Below are 25,727 nucleotides of genomic sequence, written 5' to 3'. Positions count from 1 at the left end.
TATGCGCAAATGGAAATCGGTAATACTTCCCCTGCTGGTTGCAGTAACGATGATAGCGGGGTGCAGTGGAGGCGGCAGCGGTTCCGGCTCGCAGACGGATGCGCAGGGGGAGGGCGGCGTAACGGATAACTCCAAGGGAACGGGAAAGACTTTTACGGCGCTGCTGGATAACAATGCTACGTTCCCTTATTCCAAGAGCTGGCCCATTTGGAACTGGCTGAAGGAAAAGACCGGCGTCACGCTTGAAGTACAGACGCCTTCCGGCAAGCTGGAAGAGAGCTTGAATCTGGCGATTGCCTCCAAAACGCTGCCTGATCTGATGTATATGCCCAATCGCAAGGAATCGAACAAGTTTGGACAGCAGGGTGCGCTGGTGGATTTAATGGAGCACATGGACAATATGCCGAATCTTCAAGAATGGATGAAACAATATCCCGAGGAAGCGAAGGCTGCCCTCTCCGCCGATGGCAAGATGTATATGTTCCCCAATCAGGGGTTCGGCGAGACGAACCGCATGATCTGGATGTACCGCAAGGATGTGTTCGACAAGGAAGGCATTCAGGTTCCTACGACTTACGAAGAGCTGCATGCGGCCCTGAAGACGCTGAAAGGGAAATACCCGGACAGTTACCCTCTCTCCATCCGATACGGGCAGATCCCGGATGAGATGAATGCGAATATGACGGTGAACTACGGAACCGGTGAGGGTGCCTACTATGATTTTGACCAGAAAGAATGGCGTTATGGACCGACCGAAGACAACTATAAAACGATGGTGGGGATGTGGAAAAGTTTCTATGACGAAGGATTGGTTCCGCCCGACTTCTTATCGCTGCAAACCAAGCAGTGGCAGGATATGGTCTCTACAGGCAAATCATTCGTGACCATCGATTATATCAGCCGGATTGATTTCTTTAACAATGCCATGCAGCAGGAGAACCCTGAGTACGACATGCAGTTCATGGCACCTCCGGCCGGCATTTCCGGCGGCAAACAGCTGAATCCGTATTTTCATTATATGGAAGGCGGGTTGACGGTGGCTTCCACCTCCAAGAACATTGACGATGTCGTGAAGTACATGGACTTTTTCTATTCCGAGGAAGGGCGTACGCTAAGCAGTTGGGGCATAGAGGGCGAGACCTACGTAAAGGAAGGAGATGCGATCAAGTTCAAGCCGGAGTATAACGATGTCATTGAAATGCGCAAGCAGACGGGACTTCAGACCAGCGGCACCTATACCTGGATTGATTTTAATGCCCATTTGTCGCTGTTCTCGGATGCCCTGAAGCATGCTTATGAAGAAGCAGTGAAGTATGATCCTTCCTCCATGCAGCCAAGACCTGCGTTTACAGAGGCGGAAAATGAAATCATCTCCATTACCGGGCAGGCGATCAAAAAGCACCGCGATGAGAGCTTTGCCAAATTCGTGACCGGCTCCCGAAGTCTGGCGGATTGGGAGAAGTATGTAGAGGAGATGAACAATCTTGGCGTAGATCAGCTGCTGAGCACCTATAAGGAAGCGTATGACCGTGTTCTGAATATTCAGTTGAGCGCAAAATAGAGCGAATGTACGGCACAGCAATCCTAGACCATTAGTACAGAATGGCAAAAGGAGGCTTCGCTTATGAAAAAGCAGCATCTGCGTGTGTACTCCGGATTCAGGCTAGCCATGGTTCTGTTGATATGTATGGTATCGATTGGAATACCCTTTCCTGGTAAGGCGGGAGCAGCCGGTTCAATCTCGCTGGACGCACCTGGGGGTGGATATGTGTCGGACGGAGGGATGGTCGAGATCGGAGGCAGTTACACCGACCTGTACGACATTCGGTTGTATGTGAACGGAACGGCTCAGTACGAAGTGCTAATGGATGATCCGGACGGGGATGACAGTGGCACTTGGTCTTATATGCTGGATACCTCGGGATATAACGGGACTGTCGAACTGGTGGTTCGTGGGCTTGATACGACCTCTCGCTACGGGGTATGGGGTGTGCCCGCCATCCTTACAGTGAATAACCCGGCAGGTGCTGTCCCTGATGTAACGATTATAAGTCCATCCGAAGGTGTGTCGCTTAGCGGTCAGGTGGAGGTTTCAGTCCAGGCCAGCTCCCCAATCCCAATCACGCTGGTCGAGATACGGGTGAACCGGGGACCTTGGGAGGAGGCTGTTCAGCAAGGTTCTGCGTATGTATACACCTGGGACACGGCGGGACTTGGCGATCGGACGGTCAGCTTGGAGGCCAGAGCGACCAATGCACCGGAACGGTATGGTTATAGTTCAACGGTGTATGCACAGGTTGGAAACGGGACGCATGAACCAGCAGTGTCTTTGCCCGGCCAGGACCGGGCCATGTGGATCTGGGAACCGGAAAGCTACAAGCTGCTTCTTAACCCCGGCTCACGCCAGGTGCTGGAGTCTTTCATCACGGACACACAGACATTCGGCCAAGAGCCGATCCGGACGCTTTATCTCGCAGTGGGCAGTTATGCCGGATACAATGCGCTGGAAGAGCAGGAGGTGGAGCTGCGCTCGTTCATAAGCTGGGCTCACAGCAAAAATCTGCAGGTACATGCACTAATTGCTGGCGGCACTTCTCCGGCCTATATGGGTGCATACGAGAAATATCACAGCCATGCGGTGCAGGAAATGGAGAAGGTTATTAATTACAATCTTGCTGCGGCGGATACGGAGAAATTCGACGGCATCAATGTGGATATTGAGCCGTATATTTCCCCCGACTTTAGAGATCCAAGCCGATTCCTGCAGAAGGAATACCTGGATGTTCTGCAAAAGATGATTGATCGCCGCGATGTTGCGGGGATCCGGCTGCCATTCGGCCCAGCTGTGCCCAAGTGGTATGACACTTCGGAGCAAGGGGCGAATATTGTGTGGAACGGCACCACCAAGTGGCTGTCCGAGCATGTTCAAGATATCTCCGACTATATCTCCATCATGGATTACCGGGATACAGCGGATGGCTCTGCCGGCATAATTGCGGGGGCTGCCGGAGAATTGGCTTACGCCGACCAGATCAGCAAGCCGAATTCCGTAGTGATTGGTGTGGAAACGCTGGATATCGCGAATAGCGGCGATCCGGAGACGATCACTTTTTGGGAGGAAGGCCGCAGTCATATGGAATCCGAGCTGGATAAGGTATACACGGCTTACGGGCAAAGCAGCGCTTTCGGCGGCATTGCCGTCCATCACTATGATTCCTATCGTGCCCTGCCTTCTTACTGGGGACCGGGCGGTGTATTTTGGACGGCTCCGGATGATCAGGAGGCCCCTTCCGCCCTTGCAGGACTGCCGTTCGTTGAGGCGGCCGATTATCAGACTGTACAACTGAAATATGGAATAGCTTCGGATAACATGGAAGTGGAGCGCTATGTGATTTATCGGAGTACCGTTCAGGGTTTCACACCTGCCGCTTCGGAAGTGGTCGGACTCGCTCGCGGCCTGAATTACCAAGACAAGGGACTGCTGCCGGATACAACGTACTATTATCGGATTGCGGCCCGCGATTTACATGGCAACATCGGACCACTTACTGATGAAGTGTCGGCGACCACTGGAAGTACTATACTGAAACCCATGATTGTCTCGGACATGAATCTGGCTTATAGCGGTTCCGGAGTATCCGTCAACATGAAGGTTAGTGATTACGCTACGGGCGAGGTTCTGGAAGGGGCGGAAGTGGAGGGAAGATTCACTTATGCTGCGGGACGGTACACCAGCGGAATCACCGGAGCGGACGGAAGTGTAACGCTAGCTTCGGAGACGGTGATACCGGAAAGGCAGGTTGGTTTTGAACCACGAAGAATCCGTTATAACGGTTATTACCATGCGAGAGAGCATGATTCTCCGCATACGACACTGCTGATGCAAAATGCCGGAAATTGAAGCATCGGGCCAGAAGCTGTTTGGAGGAGGATGAGGAGCATTAACGTAAATGGCATGATAAAACCGTTGGAGTCGCGAGTCGTAGAGCGCATGTCTGTACAGGTTTATGCCGACCGGGATCAGATGGGGGCAGCTGCAGCTGCTGCGGTTGGAGCTGAGTTAAGACAGCTGCTTCAGGATTCAGGGCGCCGGGTCCGCATGGTATTCGCTGCAGCACCTTCGCAGAATGAATTGTATGAGGGGCTTGTGATGGAGCAAGGCATCGACTGGTCGCGGGTGTGTGCCTTTCATATGGATGAATACATTGGTCTGCCGGATACGGCCCCCCAGCGGTTCGGACGATATTTGACAGAACGGCTGTTCAGCCGGGTCCAGCCTGGGCGGGTGGAGCTGATCGACGGATTGGGCGATGTGGAGCAGGAATGTCAGAGATATGGAGAGCTGTTACGTGTGGATCCTATAGATATCGTCTGTCTCGGGATCGGAGAAAATGGTCACATTGCCTTCAATGATCCACCTGTAGCCGATTTCGAAGATCCGCTGCTTGTGAAAGCAGTGAAGCTGGATGATGCCTGCCGCCGTCAGCAGGTAAACGATGGCTGCTTTGCCCGGCTGGATGACGTGCCTGAAGAGGCGTTGACCCTGACTGTACCGGCGTTGATGGCAGGCAGCAAACTGTTCGGGATCGTGCCAGGGAAGTTCAAGCGGAGTGCGCTTGCAGCAGCTTTATATGATCCGGTCAGTACAGCATGTCCAGCTACCATCCTGCGTACACACCCCAAAATTACGATGTTTACGGACCGGGAAGCCTTCGGCCTGTGAGCGCGCCGATTGTTGGGAGACACTACCGGACGGGGCTGCCCATTGAGGTGAGATTCAGAGAAGAGCGCATCGCTGCCGTTACCGAGCTTGACGTGACGCCTTCCTCGGAACATCTTCCCTGGCTTGCCCCCGGTTTGGTCGATTTGCAGGTGAACGGCGGCTTGGGGTTGGATCTGAATACAGCTCCGCTGAATCCCAATACGGTATTGAAGCTGACGTGGCAGCTGCAAAATCAGGGAGTTACAAGCTATTGTCCGACGTTGATTACAAACAGTTCCGACCGGCTGGCTGAGGCAGCTTCCGTTATTGCGGAAGCTGTTCGGCTGAACCCGGATGCGAGCGGGGGGATTGCAGGTATTCATCTGGAAGGCCCATTTCTCTCACCGGAGGATGGCCCGCGCGGCGCGCATCCGCGGCAATACATTGTTCCCCCGAATTGGGAGACCTTCTGCCGCTGGCAGGAAGCGGCAGAAGGATTGATTCGCATCATTACTCTCTCCCCGGAGTGGCCGAATGCGACTACATTTATCGCCCGGTGCTGCGAATCCGGCATCCTTGTCTCGATTGGTCATACGGCAGCAACGCCCGAGCAGATCAGGGAAGCGGTCGCTGCAGGAGCCGTTATGTCCACGCATCTGGGCAATGGCACGCATCTGACACTTCCGCGCCATCCCAACTATCTGTGGGAACAGCTCGCGGCAGATGAACTATATGGCTGTATGATCGCGGACGGCCATCATCTCCCGCCGTCCGTGTTGTCGGTAATTCTCCGAATGAAGAGAAATCGTGCTGTTCTGGTTAGCGATGCTGTCTCACTGAGCGGCATGCCACCAGGTTCCTATCAACTGCACATTGGCGGAGATGTAGTGCTAACCGCGGAAGGTCGGCTGCACCTTGCCGGACAGCCGCAGCTGCTGGCAGGCTCGGCGATGATGCTGCCGGAACAGGTAGGCTATCTCGTGGAAGCGAGACTGGTCGGCCTCGCCGATGCCTGGGATTGCGCTTCAGTGAATCCTGCCGGGCTGCTTGGGCTTGAACAGGCAGCAGGGCTTAAGGCGGGAGCACCTGCGGATCTGGTTAGTTTCACCATGAACGGTGGGAAGTTGAGTATGATGCAATGCTGGAAGAATGGCCGGTTGAGTCCACGGAGCAACGAATAGGAGGAGAGCGATGCAGAGCTTGATACCACAACCGAAGCAGATTGCAGCGATTGAGGGAGGCTCCTTGCGATTGGATGGCGAGACAAGACTGAGTCTTTACATGGAGCAGGAGGAATCGAGACTGGAAATCCATTGCCGCCGCGCATTTCCGGGGATGGAATATACATGCTCAAGGATAGATAAAGGTTATTTGCTTGTTGTAGAACGTTTCTCAGATCAAGAAACGCAGCAGGGAGCCCATGAGAAGAGCACCCTCACCCCTACAGTCACTTCATTCGCAGAAAGGGAAGAAAAACTGGCTCGTCTTGCCGGGAGGTCGGAAGGTTACACGTTAGAGGTATCGGTCCGAAGAGCTGAGGTCTGCGCCCAGGATGCGGAGGGTTTGTTTTACGGATTGCAGACTTTGGTACAACTGCGTGGATCGGATGGAGACATCCCGGCGGTGTCCATAACAGATTGGCCGGATACGGCTGTGCGGGCAATGAATTTGGATTTGCGCCAGACGTTCTCGAAGCCGGAACTGCTGACAGCATATTTGGCGGAATTTGCCCGTTATAAGACAAATGCGGTTCTGATTGAATATGAGGATAAATTTCCGTTCCAGGCGCACCCCGAGTTCGCGCATTCGAAGCATGCGTTAAGTCGTTCGCAGCTGGAAGAACTGAAGCGTAACGCCCATGAGCATTTTATGGAGATTATTCCGCTTCAGCAGAGCTTCGGACATCTGGAATATGTATTACGCCACGAAGCTTGGCGGCACCTCCGTGAGACAGAACATTCCACCGGGGAGATCTGCCCGTCCCACCCGGAATCGTTTGGACTGATTACCACGCTGCTCGGAGAGATGATTGATGCGCATCCGGACTCGCGCTATATCCATCTCGGCTGTGACGAGGTCTACAGCTTATGCGAATGCGAACGCTGCAAAATCGAGTTTGGAGGTGTGCGGGAACGAGCCTTTATCGCCTTTTTGAACCGTCTGATTGCATTTACGGCAGAGCGGGGGAAACAGCCGATTTTCTGGCATGACATGCTGGATAAATGTCCGCCAGAGGAACTGGCCAAACTGGATCGGCGGAGTGCGGCCATGATCTGGATCTACAACGGGCGTAATATCGAAGCGGAGGTTACTTCCCATGCGGATAAATTCAGGTCGCTGGGCATTGATGTCATGGGAGCTCCGGCCGTCCGCAGCTTTGACTGGGCGGAGCATCAGAATTATCCGGTGCTGCCCAACCGGACGGACAACTTGATTCAGTGGGCAGAGACGGCAGGCAAGCTGGATCTTGACTGCATTGTTGCCACCAACTGGACGGGGCCTTTCAGCCTCGGAGTGCCTTATGGTATTTTCGAAACCACTTGGTACCCCATGCTGCTGCATGCGGATCTGGCTTGGAACCGCAAGGCGGATGCCTCCACCTTCATCGACCGATTCCTGGAACGCTTCCATGGCATTGATCCGGTTACCGGACATAATCGGCTCGGCAATTATCGACTGGAGGATTATTACGAGGTGATCTGGAAGCTCCTGGACGAGGTGCGCGAGCATAAGGAAGAAGCGGAACTGATTGCGATTATGCATGATTATGAGGTGGCGACAGACCGTTCGCGAGCGATCCACAAGTATGCCTACCGCTGGGAGCTGTATCCTGGAGATGATGCAGAGTGGCGCTCGCTTCAGAATAACTACACGAGAAACCGCCGTGGACGCAAGAAGGTTCTTCCCCGCATGAAGGCTGCGTTGGAGCGTTACCAGCCGTCAGATATGGCAGAACATTTTGTGAAATCGAGGTTCTATTTGCATGATTATCTGGAGCGCACACTCTATCATGAGTTGGGGCTGGATGCGACCTATACGGAATCTGAACCGAAGACGATGAGTCTGGAAGACAAAATAGCCATGATGTGCGTAATAGGCACACCATCTACCCGCGCCGAGCCGAAATTTCGGGGAAGAATGGCGCAGCAGCGGTTTGGCGGAATAGGCATCTTTCCCCACAATGTCGAGAGTGAGCAGCAGACGCTTGCGCTACTCACAGAGGTACAGAATATAGCCGGAGATCATGGAAGCCCGCTGCCTTATTACGTTTCAGTAGATGAAGAGGGAGGCACCCTGTCCAAATTCAAAACCTTCTTCCCCTATATCCCGGGAAACCGGGCAGTTGGATTAAGCGAAGACCCGGAAACCGCCTATTTGCTTGGTAAAATCATCGGCAGTCAGCTGCATTCTCTCGGTATTCCGATGAACTGGGCACCTGTATTGGATATCAACACGAATATAGATAATCCGGTCGTGGGTGTTCGCTCCTTCGGAGAGGACCCGCAGCTGGTAGCTCAATTCGGCCGCTCCTACATCCAGGGGATGCATGAAGCAGGTGTGGCCGTGACGGCAAAGCACTTTCCAGGTCATGGGCAAGTGAGCGGAGATTCTCATATTGTTCTGCCAGAATGTGATCTAACGCTTAAGCAATTGATGGAAGGACCGCTGCTCCCCTTCATGGAGGCGATTGATGCCGGAGCGGATTCGGTCATGATGGGTCATCTGGTGTTTCCGAACATTCCGGAATCCGGCGGTCTTCCGGCTTCGCTCAGTTCTTTTTTTGCCTCAGAGCTGCTGCGGAACAAGCTCGGTTTTGAAGGCGTAATCTGCACCGATGATATTGAAATGGGGGCAATCCGCAATCATTTCAATCCGGATGAAGTAGGCGTACTGGCTGTTCAGGCGGGGAACGATATGATCCTGATGTGTCATACGCCAGAGTATCAAAGCAGGGTGATCGCGGGTATTCTGGCCGCTGTACAGGATGGGCGAATCAACGAGGCGCAAATCGACGAGTCGGTTCTTCGTATCCAGCAGCTCTACGATAAATTCCAACAGTACCAAGCGGCTGCAAAGCCTGTTCTCAGGGAGCAGTGGGAAGAGGAGGCACTGAGGTTGGCTCGTAAGACCGTGAAAGTCAGCCGCGATCCGCATGGCCTGCTTCCGCTTAACTCTTCGCTGAAATATTTGCTCATTCTGCCACAGCAGGAGCAGCTGACCCGGGCCGATAACAGCGGTGCAACCGAGATCAAACTGGCATCCCTAATGAAAGATGAAGGTTTGTCCGTGGAGACGCACTACTTCTCAATGAAGCCTGATGCGGAGGAGATTACATCATTGGTGCAGCAGGCTGCTACCGCGGATGTCGTTATCCAGGGCACTCTTAATGCTCATCTGTTCACTGGTCAACTGGCGCTGGCTGAGGCACTGACTGCGGTTAAGCCCCTGTTGAATCTGGTGATGCGCAATCCCTATGATGACAAAGCACTGCCGCAGACAGCCGGAAGCATACTGCTGTGTTCGACCTCTGATTATTCGTTGCGGGCGTTGGTGGAACGGATGACAGCTTCGAAGTGACTTGTCAGCACCGGAGTCGGACTGTATACAGGGGCGGTGAAACGCAGCTAAGAGATTAAATGTCGTATAGACTTGCCGACCTTCATCCGTTGGAGGGAATTTAGAACTATATTCCATAGTATAAAGGTAAAAGCCCGCGATGATAGCGGGCTTTTACTGATATCAAAGCAATCTGTTTTTCCTTGAGTATATGAGGTTCTTCATAATTGGAGAGGAACTGCAATTATGCGTTTAAATCTGTTATTGCCGGAATATTAATTTCTTTTACACAGGCTGCTTTGGACAAATTGACGATACAACGAACGATAGAAACCATATCCTGAAGCGGAATACGTGTCCCGTTATACTCAGAAAGAGCCCGGTCCATGCCTTCCTCATAAGGGATCTCCGCTGCCAGTTCTCCGGGGTTAATACATGTAACGGCAATGCCGTCATGTCTTGTATGTTCTCTCAAAGCTTCTGTGATTCCTCGAATGGCAAACTTGGAAGCGACAAAAGAAACTTGTGTACTATTGGCGTTATTCAGACCCGCTGTTGAACCAATAAGAATGATTTTGCCCGCTGCAGATTGTCGTAGATGAGGCAGTAATGCCTGAATACATACTATGGTTGAAGTGATATTCACATGGATCAGCTGACTGATATCCGCGGGCTCGTCTTTGTCGAACGTGTAGTGATCCTCGAAGCCTTCTTTCTCCCAAATGCCTACATTGTATATGAGTACATCCAAAGGTTCATTCTTTAACTGTTCCTTGACAATGGTCGCGGCGCTCAGCTCAGAGAGATCAGCTTGTATCCATATCCGCTGTACACCATCACTCAAATCCAGGCTTTTCGGTCTGCTTCGAGACACGACCCAGACTTTATCGCCCTGTTCGGGCACACCTCTGACGAAAGCATCCCCTAACCCTTTGCTTGCACCGAACACAAGATAACTTTTCATGTGGACATCCTCCTTGTGGAATTGCAGTATCTGTTAGTTCATTGGAAAGTCCACATCATCTTACTATAGAAGTGAGAGGGAAAGAATGAAGCTTGAATGAAGATATGTGGAATGTCGATATTTCTACGAAGTCGGATTTTCGTCTTCCAACAATACGATATCTTCTCCTTGGTGTTGCCTAAGTGCTATGTTGTCTCGTCCCCACGCGCACATGCCTTCTGACAATCCCGTCCCGTTCAAGCTCACGCAGCTGCTGAATCAGTACTTTTTGCGAAATACCTTGTATGCTGCGTTGTAGTTCACTTGTTCTTTTCACGCCGGGCATTAGTAAACAAATAATTAACGCTTTCCACTTGCCCCCGATGATCTCGAGTGTGGCTTCAATGCCAAGGTTATAGTGCTTCATTACGTCTCACCTCGTATATACTGCTACTTGTTCATAGGGTATAAATATATATTTTCTCACGATGATGAGGAAGAAGTCCATACACACTTTGAAGTAACCATCTTACTTTATTGTGTGTATTTTCTTTTGCTCAGGCTTATATGATAATGGCGATATTCAAAAAAAGATATCGTTCTTGACCGAAGAAAGGAAGGGAATCAATGAAAACACTTGTCATTCTGGCACATCCGAATATTGACGCTTCGAGAGTGAATCAGCGCTGGAAACAGGAACTAGGGAAGCAGGCGAGCGAAATTACAATCCATGAAATATATAGAGAATATCCTGATTGGAATATCAATGTTTCCAAAGAACAGAAGCTGTTGGAGGCATACGACCATGTCATCTTACAGTTTCCATTATATTGGTACAGTTATCCGCCTTTGTTGAAAAAGTGGTTTGATGATGTTTTTGCCTATGGGTGGGCTTATGGATCGAAAGGTAATAAATTGCATGGGAAGAAGCTGGGCTTGGCCATGTCCATTGGGGATAAAAAGGTGAATTACACGCGGGATGGTTCAGTTTCCTTCACTGTAGATGAAGTGATCGCACCTTTCAAAGCCAGTATCAATCACGTTGGGGCAGTAGCTTTACCGTATTTTGCAGTTTTCGGTGCCTCATTTCAAGCAACCGATGAAGAAATCAACCAAAGTGCTCAAGAGTATCTTCGCTATATCCGTAAGCATCAGGATGAAGTTGATAACGAGCCATATGTTGCTAAATACCGGGTGCATTGGTAACCTTGGCTCCTCCACTGACCGGCGTTTTGGCACTGGGCACAATATCCAGCGGATTGACTACAGGACTGAGTATTCCGGTAGCTGCCGGAGACCGCCTGCTTATGGTCTTCTCAGCATCAGTAACAGCTGGAATTGATGTGGCTACTAACTTGGCCGGATATGCAAGCGGCGGTCTTACGATCACTTAACGGAAAATTAGCTATATATCAAGTTCATAGACAGGGACCCCTTGCGATCATGGTGAGAGGTCCCTGTTATTTGTGAGCACAACTAGTAGAGCATCACGTTATTAGATCAGATATCGGCATTCACCAATGCTTCCAGAGAAGAATTCGTTACGCCTTCAGATGAAAGATAAGGACTATACAAAAACATAAAAAGGCGAGGATTGCTCCTCGCCTCGTACAAACCGTGAGTCTAATGAATTTCACTTCGTTTTGGTTAGGCTGTCTACGACAAATTTAAGTTGGGCTTCCAACGAAATCGGGTCACTAAACACGAAGCCACGACTGTTCTCGCGATAAACGTGATTATTCTGGACAGCAGGAAGGTTATCCCAGATAGGACCTTCAAAAGCGGAATCCCCACTCTCATCACCTGTCCATCCACTAATAAAGATATAATCTCCTGCGTATTGTGGTAACAATTCAAGTTATAACTTGGCCCATCCCTTTCCGCTGTCGATGGCTTCCTTCTGAATCATCGGCGGTGCCTTCAGGCCGAACTCGCCATAAATAATATCTCCACCTCTACCAAAGCTCCCGTAGGCATAAAATTCTTTGGCACTTCCCGTATCAAAAATCGAAACAGTGCGATCACCTACCGTTTGCTCCACGAGTGGTTTGTATTCAGCAATTTTAGCGTCCCACTCTGCGATCCAGGCCTTCGCTTGCTCTTCTCTACCAGTCATCTTGCCGAAATCCATCAATTGCTCCCGCAGAGGTACTCCATATTCAACAGCGACGGTCGGCGCAATTTTGGACAGCTTTTCAATCGTTTCAGGGTCATTCCAAACGACAATTAAATCCGGCTGCAACTCCATGATTTTCTCGTAGGGTACATCGTTACCGATGTTGACAACGTCATCAAGCTTTCCTTCTGTATAGCTGTTAAAGGACTCATCACCAGTTCCAACAGGCTTAAGGCCCAGCGCTAGCAAATGACCGGTGAAGGCTCCTGCCACCATTACGACTCTTTGAGGCTTTTTGGGGATTTGTACTTCACCGTTAACCGCGGAATAGGTTACCATCTCCGAGCTGCCGGTTGGTGTGTTACTGATATTACTCTCTGCACCTACAGTTGGACTCTGCGTACTGCCAGTGCTTCCATTCGTGTTTGCTGGCCTGGAACATGCGCTAACCAATAGAGTTAGGCACAACAGGAGGGTAATTCCTACAGGTAGTTTGCTTCTATACATCCGTAAATCTCCTTTTTCACTATGTTGATAATGATTATCATCTCTGATATCAATATAACGACGGAGTTTATGCGGAGCAATGGATGATCGAAGCCTAAGGGTAGGACGATAAGAACCTCTCGTCACTTGTCCGGACTCATTCTTGAATTGCTTTGGTGTCACTCCCGTATGCTTTTTGAACATTCTTATAAAATAGGATACATCAGCATATCCTACGCTTGCAGCGACCTCATGCAGAGATAACTCGGTCTTTTGAAGCAGCGTTGCTGCTTTTTTCATCCTAATACCGATTAAGTAATCGATTATACTTGCGCCAGTTTCACGTCGGAAGTACTTGGACAGATAAGGGACGCTGTAATGGAATGTACGCGCGAGTGTTTCCCTCGTCAGCGGCTGGGCGTAGTGCTCCTGCATATAGCGAATAAGCTGAGAAGCAAGGTTAGGCCTAACAATGCTGACCTGCTGTTGATCCATTTGTCTGAGCAATTCATATACAAATTGATAGAATAGTGTTTTGGTATGGAGCCGCTCCAAGCGTCCCGGTCTATTCCATTCGCCCAGCATTCGCTCAGCGATTTCGTAGAGGATGGCAGGATGGTATGGAATAAAACCGTATTGGAGGTGGAATGGCAATTGTTGATCCGGTTGTTGAAGTGTATGCTGCTTGCCAGGTAGCGGTAAGGAGGCTTTATAGAAAATTAGGTAATAATGAAAGGATTCGTCCGTTGGGATGATGTCCAGACGGGTGTTTTTGCCCCCATGAAGCATATAGAATGGTTTTGTAGCATGCTCATTTCCGTCTAAAATCACGGTTGCACTGCCATGCGTTACGTACAGAAAGGCGCTGGCAGGGAACAGGTAAGGACGTACGCACTCGTGGGCCTGTATGACAATATGTCGTACATCCATGATTTTGAGCGATGCACAATTCCAGATGAGTATGTGCTCTTGTACATTCAAGGTTGCTTTCAATAGAGAGTTGTCTTCCTTCCATGAGCTGTTGAAGCCAGCCTTTTATGTAGTGAGGTTATTATATAATAATACCTCAGATCGGCACCCCGGTTCCCTTCATAGTCTTCCAATTGCCACGATCAATGCCAGAACTATAAAAAAGATATTCACGCCGAGCTCCCGGTACTCTTTGCGCCGAATATGAAACAACATTCCAAGCAGTGTGACAACTGCCAAAGCGATTGCGGCGATGGGCGTAAGCACCGGAGCTATGTTCAGTGCCCACGGCAAAACTAGGCCAAGTGCTCCTAGTAGCTCCGCGATTCCGATCAAAACAACTAGACTTTTCGGCACTCCATTGACCCAGGCCCAGGTCTTTTTTGATGACTCGATACGAACGGCTTTCATCCATCCCGAATATACGAAACCTAGCGCCAATATGATTTGTACGATCCATAACGTTACATTCATCTTTTCTTTTCCCCTCACTTGTTCAATTTCGATGTCTGCCTCTATACTAAAGTGAGAAGGACCAAGCTGGAAGTAGGCACTTAAACCTAACCAGGTAACCAAAAGTATACCTGGGTATGGTCAGAAAGTGAGGAATAAGAATGACGGTATATTGCAAATTCGGAACGGCCCTGGATATCCTCACGGGTAAATGGAAATCATTGATTCTCCTGCGCCTGCTAAGTAACGATACAATGCGGTTCAGTGAATTACAAAAAGCCATTCCGGATATTTCAAAAAAAATGCTGGCCCAGCAGTTAAAAGAACTGGAGTATCACGATATTGTGCATCGCGAAATGTATGCGCAAATTCCGCCAAAGGTTGAATACTCGATTACAGCGTATGGACAGCTCATGAAACCTGTGCTCCAGACTATGAGCGAGTGGGGAGCCGGGCATGTGCAGCATATGGAGAAGCTGTACGGCGAAGAAGACGAAATAGGAGCAAACCCATCCGAACTTCGGAAAATCGATTCCTTGGGGTGATAGGGTGACAAGGGAGAGTTAGTTTTGAATAGACAAAAAATTGTGATTATTGGTGCAGGTATTGTTGGGGCGTGTATGGCCTATCATCTAGCCAAACGAAATCAAGATGTAACCGTTATCGAACGGCACTCAGCCGCGGCGCGTGAAGTCACGGAAAAATCATTTGCCTGGATACATACGACGCATAGAGTGGCTCCTGAATACTGGCATTTGTACGATGCAGTTGTGGAAGAATATCACACACTTCAGCAAGAGTTGTCCGAACTGAAAATTCATTGGCATGGAGCGCTAACTTGGGACACTCCGCCTCTAAGGGAGCAACACCACGCTCAAAAATTAAACCGGGAGCAGCTTGAGGCATTGGAGCCCAATCTGAAAGAATATCCGGATGAAGCCATGTTTGTCAGCGAAGAAGGTGTGGTGGACCCTATAGCGGTAACGGAGCTGTTGTTGAGCAAAGCGCAAGAGTACGGAGCAAAGATTCAGTTCGACACCAACGTTACACAGCTGAAGCAAGAGGGTTCCCGTCTGGTTGGTGTTCATACGTCCAAGGGTTTTGTGGAGTCGGATGTCGTGGTATTGGCCGCAGGAACAGGTACACCCGAACTTTGTAATCCGTTAGGTTGTCACGTGCCGGTAACGTCGTCACCTTCGATTCTGATTCGGATGAAAACTGCAAATAAACTGATTCACACATTAATCTCCAATGCGCAATTTGAAGCGCGTCAACTGACGGACTATACACTGCTGGCTGCGGAAGATTATATCGACGAGTCGGAGGAAAACGGACCTCAGGCGGTCGGTAAGCGAGCTTACGAAACATTGCGTCGCAGTCTCAAGCACGGGAATCAACTGGAACTGGAAAGCATAAAGGTTGGATGGAGACCCATGCCTGAAGACGGTTATCCGATTGTGGGCTTCCATGATCACATGAATGGACTTTATCTGACGGTAATGCATTCTGCAATTACGCTGGCGCCGCTGATTGCGCATCTGGCTACAAGTGAAATTATTGATGGCGAATCAAGAAATGAATTAGACCCTTGTCGCCTCTCCCGGTTTTAGGATCACTCCACAACGAAAAGTACATCGCTCAAGTGGCGATGTACTTTTCGTTGTGGATATTTGTTGGAGTCTTCTACACTTCCCCGGTAGCCACCGGATTCTCCTCATAACTAATCCAGTCGCTCCAGCTCCCGCTAGATCTGGATGAACAGCCAAGATGAGCCATTGTCCTCAGATTAGTGGTATTTACTGACCATTGATTTTGGAAAGTGAAGTGGTCACAATAGTAATACTGCCATAAATGACGGAATTGTAATTTTTGAAGAAGATCAACATTCAATAATAGATCGTCGATCCTTCGATGTCCGTTTAATGCTAAGGAACAGGGAGGAGCATCCATGCAGCAGGATGACCGGAGTGTCACAAAGGGACGTAGTTCCGCAAGGGCACTGGCCACGCAACTTATTGAATGGTCTGGAGGAACGGACAATATTATCGAAAGCACCCATTGCACGACACGACTCCGACTCCGATTGCAGAACAGTGATCTGGTGGAACAAGAACGTCTTGACGGTATGCAGGAAATTCAAGGGGTGTACGTTCGTGCTGGACAACTTCAGATTATCCTTGGTCCCGCTCTTGTGTCGAAGGTTAATCGCCAGGTGAATGGCATGCTTCAGTCAGCTACTTCGTCCGTACCAAAAGAAGACGGCCCGAAAGGACCTGTCACACCACGGCTACACGAAGAAGATCATACGGATTCCTATCCGCTGTCGTCCGTGTCTACGGCTAGCAGGTCATCCAATGATAAGGGGCTTCATTCACGAGGGCTGTTACACAGGTTGGTGGACGCATTCCAATTTTTTTCTGATATCGTTGTGCCCATTATTCCGCTCTTCGTCGGGGCTGGGCTGCTGTTGGGTCTCTTGGGACTTGCGGGAGCATTCGGCTGGGATGATCCAGGCCAAATGTGGTTCCGGATTCTGTCACTGCTGACGGGCTCAGCGTTCCAGCTGATGGCGGTTCTTTTCGGATACAACACGGCCAAACGGTTTGGGGGAACCCCGGCGCTTGGTGCCGCTGTTGGGATTGTTATGACTCATCCGGGGATTCTTCCGTTCACCGACATCGTTGGAGATCCAGCCTTTGCTCAAATTTTGCCGGTATCACCGCAATTCGGGTATCAGGGAGCCATAATCCCAACCGTTCTTGCGGCGTTTGTGCTAACGATAATTGAGAAAGGACTACGCCGATGGTTACCGTCATCCGGAGCTGTTCTTCTCGTTCCCTTTTTAAGCTTTAGCATCGCGGGCAGCCTTGCGGTACTGGTGATTGAACCCCTTGCTCTGGGTCTGGGCCGCTCGCTGGGAAGTATTCTGGAATACATCTTCAACTACGGGAGCTTGCTATTTGGCCTTCTGCTTGGCGGGATGTACAGCTCCATAGTGATCACCGGTCTTCATCACGGGATTCAGGCTGTCGAAGTTGGACTGATTTCCAATCCGGATATCGGCTTCAATTTCTTGCTTCCGATCTGGTCCATGGCGAATATCGCGCAAGCAGGTGCCGGGCTTGCAGTATATGCAAGAACCCGGGACGAAGCATTGAAGAAAATAGCTTTGCCTGCCTCGATCACGGCGCTGTTCGGTATCACCGAGCCAGTCACCTATGGTGTTAATCTTAAACTTGGGCGGCCCTTTCTGGGTGCTGCTGCAGGAGGAGCCGCCGGAGGGGCATATGTCGCTTTTCATCAGGTTGTGGCCAATTCATTTGGGCTAACCGGAATCCCGATGATCGCTTTTATCGTACAGCCCGGGTTGATGAATCTTGTTCATTATCTGATCGGTTTTGTGCTTGCTCTGGCTACGGCTTTTAGCGTTACCTTGCTGCTCGGTGTGGATCGCGTTGTTCGACCAGAAGCTGATAAACTTAACGAACAGGCATAGGAGACTAACATGAAGATCAAAAAAATACTCAACAATAACGCCGCTGTGGTTAACGATCATGGAGAAGAGAAAATTGTCATGGGGCCGGGGGTTGTTTTCCAAAAAGGAAAAAATGATATTGTAGACCCGAGCCTTGTTGAAAAAGTGTTTGTAATGACTGATCCGAAACAGTACAACCACCTTCAGGAAATGCTTGGGACACTACCCGAAGAAGAAATTGCGGTCACCCAGCAGATCATCACTTTCGCCGAGAAAGCATTGGGTGTCACGTTTCATGAGAATATCCATATCGCGCTTACAGACCATCTCTCGTTTGCCTTGGAGCGGATTGGCAAGGGAATCGAAATTCGGAATACGCTTCTTGAGGAGATTCGTATTCTCTATCCAAGAGAGTTTCAGCTTGGGCTTCATGCCAAGCGTTTGATCTACGAGAAATTGCAGGTGGTCATCCCGGAAGATGAGGTTGGTTATATCGCCATGCATATCCATACGGCCTGGAAGAATGCGGGCATGCGCCATAAGGCTCCGGAAAAGACGGCCATGATCAGGGATATCGCAGAAGGTGTAGGACAAGTTGCCGGTGTACTGGATCGTGGGTCTGCGAACTATGAGCGACTTTTGACCCAGCTTGAGAATATGCTGCAAACGGATGAATCAGGCAAACTCCGCAATGAACTGAATCCGGAGCTTGTAGCGATTGCAAAAATGAATTTTACCGAAGCATATACACAGGCACGCGAGATCGGTGAAATGGTTGAAGAGGATTATGGATATGCCTTTACCGAAAGCCAACTGGTTGTGATCGCCATGGAGATCAACCGGATAGATCATCGACTTCATCCATCCTCGGAATGATTCTGATGTTTGGCAGGACTGAGTCCCTGGTCCTTGATTCGAATCGGGAGTTTCGATCTATAGCCAAGTTTTGATCCGACCATATAGAATAGTTATCGACAGTTGAATATGTCGGGATTGTTACTGGTAAGCAGGCAAGACCTAAAAGTCCGTTGGGATCGGTGTATCCACCATACCCTAGCGATTTTTAGGTCTTTTTCTGTTCTCCGGGAAAAAAATGACAAGAGAGAGGGATTAATCCAATGAATTTCCAGAAGATGATGAGAAGAGTGACAGCAGTAACATTTGCAACAACATTATTGGCAGGTGGGGGAGTTTCGGCTTTAGCAAAAGAAAGTTCAGACTACAAAGAGAGTTATGGTATCTCGCATATTACACGAACAGACGCATTAAAAATCCCTGAGGAACAAATCAAAGAACGATTCAAGGTTCCTCAGTTTGACGCATCTACTATCCAAAATCTACCTTCCGCAAAAGGATATGATGAAAATGGTAACGTCATCGACATGGATGTGTGGGATACCTGGCCGCTGCAGAATGCGGATGGTACCGTAGCTAACTATCATGGTTATCAAGTCGTCTTTGGTCTGGCGGGTGACCCGGATCGGGGATGGGACACATTCATCTATATGTTCTACAAAAAAGCAGGAGACACATCCATTGATGCCTGGAAAAATGCAGGCAGAGTGTTCAAGAACACCGACAAGAACGTTCCGAATGACCCCATTCTGAATCAACAGGCAGAGGAATGGTCCGGTTCTTCTACGCTGACTGCGGATGGCCATATTCGTCTGTTCTACACCAATCGTCAAGGCTGGGACCCGGCCAACGGATTTTATGGCAAGCAAACCCTGACGACTGCTCAGATCAATGTCTCCGAACTTACAGAGGACACGCTCAAGGTGGATGGTGTTGAAGATTTCAAGTCGATCTTTGATGGTGACGGCAAAATGTATCAAACCGTGGATCAGGCTTTCAGCGGTGGGGATTATTCCGACAATCATACACTGAGAGATCCTCACTACGTTGAAGATAATGGTCATAAATACCTTGTTTTCGAAGCCAATACGGGAACAGAGATGGGCTACCAGGGTGAGGATGCATTCAATAACAGGGCCTTCTACGAAGGAAGCAAGAAGTTCTTCCAGGCCGAGAGGGAGAAATTGCTGCAAAGCCCTAATAAAAAGGTTGCTTCCTTAGCCAATGGCGCTTTGGGGATCATTGAACTGAATGACGACTATAGCTTAAAACAAGTGATGAAGCCGCTGCTTGCATCCAATACGGTAACCGATGAAATTGAACGCGCAAATGTCTTTAAGTTGAATGGAAAATGGTATTTGTTCACGGATACAAGAGGAGCCAAAATGGTTGTGGATGGTGTCGATGCTGAAGATATCTACATGTTGGGATATGTATCTGATTCTCTGACAGGACCTTACAAGCCGTTGAATGGTACTGGACTTGTATTGCATCAAGATCTGGATCCTAAGGATGTTACCTGGACTTACGCACATTTTGCTATTCCGCAGGTGCAAGGCAACAACGTAGTGATCACGAGTTATATGACCAACCGGGGAATGTTTGAAGATCATCATGCTACCTTCGCACCAAGTTTCTTGGTGAATATCAAAGGATCCAAAACATCCGTAGTGAAGGACAGCATTCTGGCACAAGGACAATTAACAGTGGAATAAACAAATTTCACAGAGAGTCTAAAAGAAAGAAAATGTCGATATCTATTGGCATTTTCTTTTTTTTACAAACGAGGTATCTGTTATGAATAACAAAATCAGAAAGAAAATGATCATAGGGTCTGCTGTTTGTGGTGTGATCACGCTCGTCTTCACTGTCATTCCGATCCTGACCAACAGCCCATGGCCAACAGTGGACACGGGAGTAGCCTCTCCTGGCGCGAGCCTTCGAGCTAGCTTTCATTTTACAACGCCAGACAAATGGAAGAATGATCCCCAAAGGCCGATATATCTGGACGGGAAGTACCACTATTATTATCTGTATAACGGTGATTACCCCAAAGGCAATGGTACGGAATGGCGGCATGCAACATCGGTCGATCTGGTTCATTGGAAGGATGAAGGAGTGGCAATCCCCAAATACACGAACCGGAACGGTGATCCATGGTCTGGCTCATTGGTTGTGGATGAGTCAGGTACAGCCGGCTTCGGCAAGGGAGCAATTGTTGCGATCATGACGCAGCCCTCTGCCAGCAGCGGACAGCAGGAACAATATTTATGGTACAGCACCAATCAAGGGAAAACGTTTAAGCCTTATGGAGATCGACCGGTGTTAAAGAATCCGGGACAAAAGGATTTCAGAGACCCTAAAATCATCTGGGATGATCATTCCCGAAAATGGGTTATGGCTCTGGCTGAAGGGACGAAGATTGGGTTCTATGAATCGGCTGATTTGAAAAAATGGCGATATACCGGCGGCTTCTTCACGGAAAACGTGGGATTGGTGGAATGTCCTGATCTGTTTGTGATGCGTGCAGATAACGGAACCTATAAATGGGTGCTCGGCGTAAGTGCCAACGGTAGATCATCGGGACAACCCAACACCTATGCTTACTGGACCGGAAGCTTTAATGGCAAAGAATTTGTTCCTGACCTTCATGAACCACAATGGCTGGACTATGGCTTCGACTGGTATGGAGGAGTTACATTTGAAGATGGGGCAAGCAGTGACAAAACCGATCATCGCTACGCATTCGCCTGGATGAATAACTGGAGTTATGCCAACAATACGCCGACACTGCAGGAAGGTTACAACGGCATGGATTCAATTGTTCGTGAAATTAAACTGATTACATCAAAAACGGGTCAGTATCGACTGATCTCAAGACCGATCGATGCTATGGAGCAGGCGGCAGTCTCGGAGATGGAGTTCAAGCCCTTTACAGTAAACGGAGCCCGCTCGCTTATTGTAAAGGGGAATTCATATTATATGGAGGCCGATATATCGTGGACTCAGGTCAATAACATTGGACTAAGGCTGCGCGAATCTGATGACCAGAGCCGACATGTGGATGCAGGTGTTAATGTAAAAGATGGTTATGTATATGTGAACCGGACACATACGGGGAACCCTGATCGCAGTGGTCGAGACTTGGAGAGTCGTGCGGCGTTTGTTCCCGAGAAGAACAAGGTTCATCTCAAGATTCTGGTAGACAAGACCAGTATCGAGGTCTTCGTTGACGATGGCTCATTGGTGTTATCCAATATCATTTTCCCCCACTTGAACGACCGGGGAATCACGTTATATGCTGAAGGGGGAACGGCAGTATTTAGCAACCTGCAGATTAAATATTTCGATTAATCAGCGGCATGACGAAAAGCCCGCATCGTTGGATGTGGGCTTCTTTGCATTTACTCTTTTCCCGTCGCCACCGGATTCCCCTCATAACTAATCCAATCACTCCAGCTCCCGGAATACAACTTCACATTTGTATATCCCGCTTCTTCCAGTGCAATCACGTTCGGGCAAGCTGATACGCCGGAGCCGCAATACACGATAATCGCACCATCCTTGTCCAGCTTACTAAAACGCTCTTCTAACACCCCAGTATCTGTCCAACGTCCATCCCAATCCAACACATCTTTCCAAAAATAATTCACCGCACCCGGAATATGTCCGGCCTTAGTATCAATGGGTTCCTCCAGACCCGCATAGCGGCGAGCATCACGGGAGTCAATTAGCACGGCACTGCCACTTGCCGAAGCCTGCTGAACATGCTCAACACTTGCCAGCATGGCTGGCTGCACATTCACCTCAAAAGAAGCCGGGATCTGAACGGGCACATCCGCGGTCACCGGGAATTTGGCGTTTTTCCAAGCGGAGAAACCTTCGTCCATGATATACACCTGTTCATGACCGATATAGCGAAGCAGCCACCATAGCCGAGATGCATCCATCCCGCCTTGATCGTCATAAGCAACAATACGACTATTGGAGCCGATGCCAGCTTTGGAGAGACGACTTGCGAGAACAGCCGGATCAGGAAGCGGGTGACGCCCTCCGTGCGCAGACACAGGAGAAGACAGATCTTTTTCCAAATCGAGATAGACAGCTCCTGGAATATGTCCAGCTTCATAGGCTTGTCTTCCAGCCTCCGGTTGACCGAGCAAGAATCGGCAATCTGCAATGACGACATCCGGTTCATACATTCTGGCGAGCAGCCAGCGCATGGATACAATATTTTTCATGAAAATACACCGCCTTATGAGAGTGGTAGAGTCGTATATTACTGTGGATTAAGAAAAAATAGGTTATACCGTTCTAGGTTCAATAGGCCCTTTTCCCGCAACAGAGGCTTCTGTTGAAGCAATCTGAGGTTTGGTTTTGCCATATCGAATGAAGATCCATACCCCGAATATAATGACCACCCCGGCAGACATCTGTAATACACTGAGGGACTCGCCGAGCAGCATCCAGGCCAGCAATGAAGAGAATACGGGTTCCCCAAGTACGCCCATGGATACCGTTGTGGCATTCATATATTGAAGCAACCAGTTGAAGAGATAGTGTCCAAAGATCGTTGGCACAATGGCGAGCAGCAGGAATATTCCCCACTCCGAAGCAGCGTAACCCCCGAACGGATGGCCCATGATCAGATTATATACCGCCAGCGTACAAGCAGCGACAAAAAATACCCAGAAGTTATACGAAAATGCACTAAGCCCCGCACGCAAAAATTGACCCAGCAGCATATGAACGGCGACTGCGATTGTGCCAAGCAAAGACAAGACATCACCTTGCAGTGCAGTGCCTGCTAACTGGAAATCTCCTGCACCAATGACGATCGATCCAAGCAGGGCGATGCCCATGCCGATGATCATCATGCGGTTAATTTTGGCTTTGAACAGCCATACCGAACCCGCGAGAATCAATATAGGCTCCAGTGCGAGAATGACGGTGGAACTGGCAACACTGGTGAGTCGCAGCGAACCCATCCAGAGTAGAAAATGAAGAGCCAGCATCACACCGGATGCAAGCAGCAAGCCCCACTGCCGTAAGCTCAGACGCATCATCTCGTGTCTGTACTTCCAGACAAAAGGGAGCATCAGCAGATTGGTCAGGAACAGACGGTACATCGCAATGACCGCAACATCTGCAGTAGACCATCGTACAAAGATCGAAGAGAAAGAAATGGCGATAATGCCGACAAAGAATAACAGATAGATGGATCTGCCGGCACGGTTCAAGCTTGTCATGGGTGTAGCTCCTTCTTGAAGTCTGATAGCGTAAATCACTTCATTATACAGGAGAAGGTAACCGTAGGAAAGATAAAGAGAACGAAGAGATAAGTAGATTGTAACCGGGCTTGTAACTATTCTGTCATTCTCCCGATCCATTTTTCTATTAATCTTCTATATAGAGACATGAAACGAGATAATATACCAATAATCGGGAAAAAATGAAAGTAAGGAAGTGGCATGACAGTGAGAGTTCAACAAGAGAGAGCGGGAGAACGTGGCAGTATTCCGCCCAGCACAAGTCGCACGAAAACACATAAACGAAGAAAAATCCGGTATGGAAGGCTGAGCATAGCTCTAATGCTCCTGGTACTGTTCGTTACCGGTATTACATATGTATTCCTTGGAATGACGCACTGGATCAAAAGCGTTGTGGCGCCGCCTCCGATTACTGTAATAGAACAACCCGCCAAGCTCGGCATGATAAAAGTTACTCCGGATGCGAAGGAGGAGCCGGCACGGTTCCAGGGTCAGATTCGCAAATTGGCATACATAACGTTTGATGATGGGCCAACTGAATATACGGAACAACTGCTGGATATTCTGAAGCAGCATGAGGCGAAGGCTACCTTCTTCATGATCGGACGTCAGTTGAATCAGCACCCAGAAGCTGTGAAACGGCTGTTGAAGGAAGGAAGTTACCCTGGACTCCACAGCATGACGCATAACTATAAAAAGTTGTATAAGAGCGGCAGCTCTGCAAACTTTGTGAAAGAGTTCAAGAAAGAGCAGAAGATGGTGCAGGACCTGATTGGTTTTACACCTCATCTGATTCGTGCACCCTATGGAAGCAGCCCGCAGATTGGAGAAAAATTCAGGGGTGATATTGCTGCAGCTGGGTTCAAACTGTGGGACTGGACGACAGATTCACTTGATTGGAATCTCCCCGGTCAACCGGATAAGATTGTGGCACGGGTGAGCAAAAGTGTACATCGGGATAAGGAAGTGATTCTGATGCACGAGCGCGAGCAGACCGTTCAGGCTCTGCCTCGTATTCTGAAACTGCTTGAAGATCGGGGTTACGAGTTCGAAGTATACGATCCGGATGCACACTGGGTAGCCAATTTTAGTGGAGATAGCCGCTTGTAATATAACAACAAGATGATGATGTAAGAGAGGAAGGACTTGGGTGCTAACGAGTAAAAAAGTGGCACTTGCGGCAGTCAGCGTATTGCTAATTCTGCTGGTAAGTGGTTGTGGAGAGCCGCAGGAGCCTGCGGCAAATCAGGTAAACCAATTGGTGCTCAGCGGACAGGAGATCGATCAGAGTTTGAAGGCGCTGGCCAGTCATGAGCAGGAAGATATGAAGTTATACAAGTCTATTTTAGACAAAGGCAAGAACAAAAACAGTGATCTCGAAGCACTGCTGGATCAGGCAGCAAATCATATTCATGAACGAAGAACGTTGTTGAAGCAGGCCGAAGGGGTCATGAAACAGACCAGCGAGCAGACGGTAGCTCTGCGGAGTTCACTGAAAGACCTATCATTTGAAAACGAAGAAACATTGGCCCAGGCTGAGAAGGTGCTGGATCAATATGAAGCAAGAGCACGTGCTTTTGACAATTTCGTAGCTTCGTATCAGCTGAGTCTGAATGCCGATGAGCAGTTATATGGACTGATGAGAGAAAAGGCAGAACCTAATCTGGTTAAGATCAAGCGAGCCATTCGAGTACGGAATAGCGAATATGCGCAGCTTGCTGAATTCCGTAAGCAATTTAACCTGCAGACCAAAGCATTTAACGGAGCCAATGCGAAACTGGTACAGATGGATCAGGCCAGTTAGGTAGAGGACTACAGTAATCGTTCAGATATTTTGCATGATTGAGCTGCCTTTCTCCCGTGTAAGTACTAGTATACAGCCAAGCCAATGGATGAGAAGC

At 49.3% G+C, this 25,727-nt stretch carries 20 protein-coding genes and 1 pseudogene; 15 read left to right on the top strand and 6 right to left on the bottom strand.

Annotation, left to right across the window (positions count from 1 at the left end; translation table 11 throughout):
• The first annotated feature begins 1 nt into the window (after position 1).
• The 5 genes from WFI24_RS15790 to WFI24_RS15770 all read left to right on the top strand — a co-directional run bounded on the left by WFI24_RS15790 (position 2) and on the right by WFI24_RS15770 (position 9,280).
• Positions 2 to 1,561: an extracellular solute-binding protein gene (locus WFI24_RS15790; protein ID WP_336762209.1), complete on the top strand. Its 1,560-nt coding sequence runs from the start codon at positions 2 to 4 to the stop codon at positions 1,559 to 1,561.
• A 63-nt stretch (positions 1,562 to 1,624) separates the two neighbouring features.
• On the top strand, positions 1,625 to 3,901 hold the full coding sequence (locus WFI24_RS15785) for an Ig-like domain-containing protein (RefSeq protein ID WP_336762207.1): 2,277 nt from the start codon (positions 1,625 to 1,627) through the stop codon (positions 3,899 to 3,901).
• A gap of 30 nt (positions 3,902 to 3,931) precedes the next feature.
• Positions 3,932 to 4,723 (top strand): glucosamine-6-phosphate deaminase, encoded by a 792-nt coding sequence (locus WFI24_RS15780; protein WP_336762206.1) that lies wholly within the window; start codon positions 3,932 to 3,934, stop codon positions 4,721 to 4,723.
• Positions 4,720 to 5,883, top strand: coding sequence for an N-acetylglucosamine-6-phosphate deacetylase (locus tag WFI24_RS15775; protein WP_336762204.1), 1,164 nt, complete (start codon positions 4,720 to 4,722; stop codon positions 5,881 to 5,883). The genes WFI24_RS15780 and WFI24_RS15775 overlap by 4 nt, the downstream gene beginning before the upstream one ends.
• A gap of 10 nt (positions 5,884 to 5,893) precedes the next feature.
• Complete coding sequence (locus tag WFI24_RS15770) at positions 5,894 to 9,280, top strand: glycoside hydrolase family 3 N-terminal domain-containing protein (protein ID WP_336762202.1); 3,387 nt, start codon at positions 5,894 to 5,896, stop codon at positions 9,278 to 9,280.
• 223 nt (positions 9,281 to 9,503) lie between these two features.
• On the opposite strand, the gene WFI24_RS15765 is transcribed toward WFI24_RS15770, so the two are convergent.
• Positions 9,504 to 10,223, bottom strand: coding sequence for an SDR family NAD(P)-dependent oxidoreductase (locus tag WFI24_RS15765; protein WP_336762200.1), 720 nt, complete (start codon positions 10,221 to 10,223; stop codon positions 9,504 to 9,506).
• Positions 10,224 to 10,431: 208 nt separating this feature from the next.
• Positions 10,432 to 10,629 (bottom strand): annotated as a pseudogene (locus WFI24_RS15760) (winged helix-turn-helix transcriptional regulator); the annotation flags it as partial.
• Positions 10,630 to 10,829: 200 nt separating this feature from the next.
• Here WFI24_RS15760 and WFI24_RS15755 point away from each other — a divergent pair.
• Entirely contained in the window at positions 10,830 to 11,408 is a 579-nt protein-coding gene (locus WFI24_RS15755; RefSeq protein WP_336762198.1) for an NAD(P)H-dependent oxidoreductase, read from the top strand.
• A gap of 2 nt (positions 11,409 to 11,410) precedes the next feature.
• Complete coding sequence (locus WFI24_RS15750) at positions 11,411 to 11,596, top strand: hypothetical protein (RefSeq protein WP_336762196.1); 186 nt, start codon at positions 11,411 to 11,413, stop codon at positions 11,594 to 11,596.
• A gap of 464 nt (positions 11,597 to 12,060) precedes the next feature.
• Here WFI24_RS15750 and WFI24_RS15745 read toward each other — a convergent pair whose 3' ends face one another.
• Both WFI24_RS15745 and WFI24_RS15740 read right to left on the bottom strand, forming a co-directional pair.
• Positions 12,061 to 13,797, bottom strand: a complete 1,737-nt coding sequence (locus WFI24_RS15745) for an AraC family transcriptional regulator (protein ID WP_336762194.1) — start codon at positions 13,795 to 13,797, stop codon at positions 12,061 to 12,063.
• Positions 13,798 to 13,893: 96 nt separating this feature from the next.
• Positions 13,894 to 14,247: a DoxX family protein gene (locus WFI24_RS15740; RefSeq protein WP_336762193.1), complete on the bottom strand. Its 354-nt coding sequence runs from the start codon at positions 14,245 to 14,247 to the stop codon at positions 13,894 to 13,896.
• A 140-nt stretch (positions 14,248 to 14,387) separates the two neighbouring features.
• Between WFI24_RS15740 and WFI24_RS15735 the strand changes: the two genes are divergently transcribed.
• The 6 genes from WFI24_RS15735 to WFI24_RS15710 all read left to right on the top strand — a co-directional run bounded on the left by WFI24_RS15735 (position 14,388) and on the right by WFI24_RS15710 (position 21,910).
• Positions 14,388 to 14,771 carry a winged helix-turn-helix transcriptional regulator gene (locus WFI24_RS15735; RefSeq protein ID WP_336762192.1) on the top strand — a complete coding sequence of 128 codons (384 nt, stop codon included), beginning with the start codon at positions 14,388 to 14,390 and terminating at the stop codon, positions 14,769 to 14,771.
• A gap of 24 nt (positions 14,772 to 14,795) precedes the next feature.
• Complete coding sequence (locus WFI24_RS15730) at positions 14,796 to 15,836, top strand: NAD(P)/FAD-dependent oxidoreductase (RefSeq protein WP_336762191.1); 1,041 nt, start codon at positions 14,796 to 14,798, stop codon at positions 15,834 to 15,836.
• A gap of 338 nt (positions 15,837 to 16,174) precedes the next feature.
• Positions 16,175 to 17,722, top strand: a complete 1,548-nt coding sequence (locus WFI24_RS15725) for a PTS transporter subunit EIIC (protein WP_336762189.1) — start codon at positions 16,175 to 16,177, stop codon at positions 17,720 to 17,722.
• Positions 17,723 to 17,731: 9 nt separating this feature from the next.
• Positions 17,732 to 18,577 carry a PRD domain-containing protein gene (locus tag WFI24_RS15720; RefSeq protein ID WP_336762187.1) on the top strand — a complete coding sequence of 282 codons (846 nt, stop codon included), beginning with the start codon at positions 17,732 to 17,734 and terminating at the stop codon, positions 18,575 to 18,577.
• Positions 18,578 to 18,819: 242 nt separating this feature from the next.
• Positions 18,820 to 20,271 carry a glycoside hydrolase family 68 protein gene (locus WFI24_RS15715; protein WP_336762185.1) on the top strand — a complete coding sequence of 484 codons (1,452 nt, stop codon included), beginning with the start codon at positions 18,820 to 18,822 and terminating at the stop codon, positions 20,269 to 20,271.
• A gap of 106 nt (positions 20,272 to 20,377) precedes the next feature.
• Positions 20,378 to 21,910, top strand: a complete 1,533-nt coding sequence (locus tag WFI24_RS15710; protein WP_442956229.1) for a glycoside hydrolase family 32 protein — start codon at positions 20,378 to 20,380, stop codon at positions 21,908 to 21,910.
• A 50-nt stretch (positions 21,911 to 21,960) separates the two neighbouring features.
• Here WFI24_RS15710 and WFI24_RS15705 read toward each other — a convergent pair whose 3' ends face one another.
• Both WFI24_RS15705 and WFI24_RS15700 read right to left on the bottom strand, forming a co-directional pair.
• A complete protein-coding gene (locus WFI24_RS15705) occupies positions 21,961 to 22,797 on the bottom strand; it encodes a sulfurtransferase (protein WP_336762182.1) in 837 nt (278 codons plus the stop codon).
• A gap of 63 nt (positions 22,798 to 22,860) precedes the next feature.
• Positions 22,861 to 23,805 carry a DMT family transporter gene (locus WFI24_RS15700; RefSeq protein WP_336762180.1) on the bottom strand — a complete coding sequence of 315 codons (945 nt, stop codon included), beginning with the start codon at positions 23,803 to 23,805 and terminating at the stop codon, positions 22,861 to 22,863.
• A gap of 228 nt (positions 23,806 to 24,033) precedes the next feature.
• Here WFI24_RS15700 and WFI24_RS15695 point away from each other — a divergent pair, with 228 nt between their 5' ends.
• Together WFI24_RS15695 and WFI24_RS15690 are read left to right on the top strand one after the other, a co-directional pair.
• Complete coding sequence (locus WFI24_RS15695) at positions 24,034 to 24,936, top strand: polysaccharide deacetylase family protein (RefSeq protein ID WP_336762178.1); 903 nt, start codon at positions 24,034 to 24,036, stop codon at positions 24,934 to 24,936.
• Positions 24,937 to 24,976: 40 nt separating this feature from the next.
• On the top strand, positions 24,977 to 25,630 hold the full coding sequence (locus tag WFI24_RS15690; protein ID WP_336762176.1) for a YkyA family protein: 654 nt from the start codon (positions 24,977 to 24,979) through the stop codon (positions 25,628 to 25,630).
• The last annotated feature ends 97 nt before the right edge of the window (positions 25,631 to 25,727 follow it).

This window comes from Paenibacillus sp. USHLN196 (assembly GCF_037144955.1).
In the GTDB taxonomy this organism is placed as follows: Bacteria; Bacillota; Bacilli; order Paenibacillales; family Paenibacillaceae; genus Paenibacillus; species Paenibacillus xylanexedens_C.
This window is presented reverse-complemented; position numbering and strand designations above follow the sequence as displayed.

Coding starts and splice junctions, on each gene's coding strand:
- WFI24_RS15790 (WP_336762209.1), top strand. CDS start 2: ATGCGCAAATGGAAATCGGTAATACTTCCCCTGCTGGTTGCAGTAACG.
- WFI24_RS15785 (WP_336762207.1), top strand. CDS start 1,625: ATGAAAAAGCAGCATCTGCGTGTGTACTCCGGATTCAGGCTAGCCATG.
- WFI24_RS15780 (WP_336762206.1), top strand. CDS start 3,932: ATGAGGAGCATTAACGTAAATGGCATGATAAAACCGTTGGAGTCGCGA.
- WFI24_RS15770 (WP_336762202.1), top strand. CDS start 5,894: ATGCAGAGCTTGATACCACAACCGAAGCAGATTGCAGCGATTGAGGGA.
- WFI24_RS15765 (WP_336762200.1), bottom strand. CDS start 10,223: ATGAAAAGTTATCTTGTGTTCGGTGCAAGCAAAGGGTTAGGGGATGCT.
- WFI24_RS15755 (WP_336762198.1), top strand. CDS start 10,830: ATGAAAACACTTGTCATTCTGGCACATCCGAATATTGACGCTTCGAGA.
- WFI24_RS15740 (WP_336762193.1), bottom strand. CDS start 14,247: ATGAATGTAACGTTATGGATCGTACAAATCATATTGGCGCTAGGTTTC.
- WFI24_RS15735 (WP_336762192.1), top strand. CDS start 14,388: ATGACGGTATATTGCAAATTCGGAACGGCCCTGGATATCCTCACGGGT.
- WFI24_RS15725 (WP_336762189.1), top strand. CDS start 16,175: ATGCAGCAGGATGACCGGAGTGTCACAAAGGGACGTAGTTCCGCAAGG.
- WFI24_RS15720 (WP_336762187.1), top strand. CDS start 17,732: ATGAAGATCAAAAAAATACTCAACAATAACGCCGCTGTGGTTAACGAT.
- WFI24_RS15715 (WP_336762185.1), top strand. CDS start 18,820: ATGAATTTCCAGAAGATGATGAGAAGAGTGACAGCAGTAACATTTGCA.
- WFI24_RS15710 (WP_442956229.1), top strand. CDS start 20,378: ATGATCATAGGGTCTGCTGTTTGTGGTGTGATCACGCTCGTCTTCACT.
- WFI24_RS15705 (WP_336762182.1), bottom strand. CDS start 22,797: ATGAAAAATATTGTATCCATGCGCTGGCTGCTCGCCAGAATGTATGAA.
- WFI24_RS15700 (WP_336762180.1), bottom strand. CDS start 23,805: ATGACAAGCTTGAACCGTGCCGGCAGATCCATCTATCTGTTATTCTTT.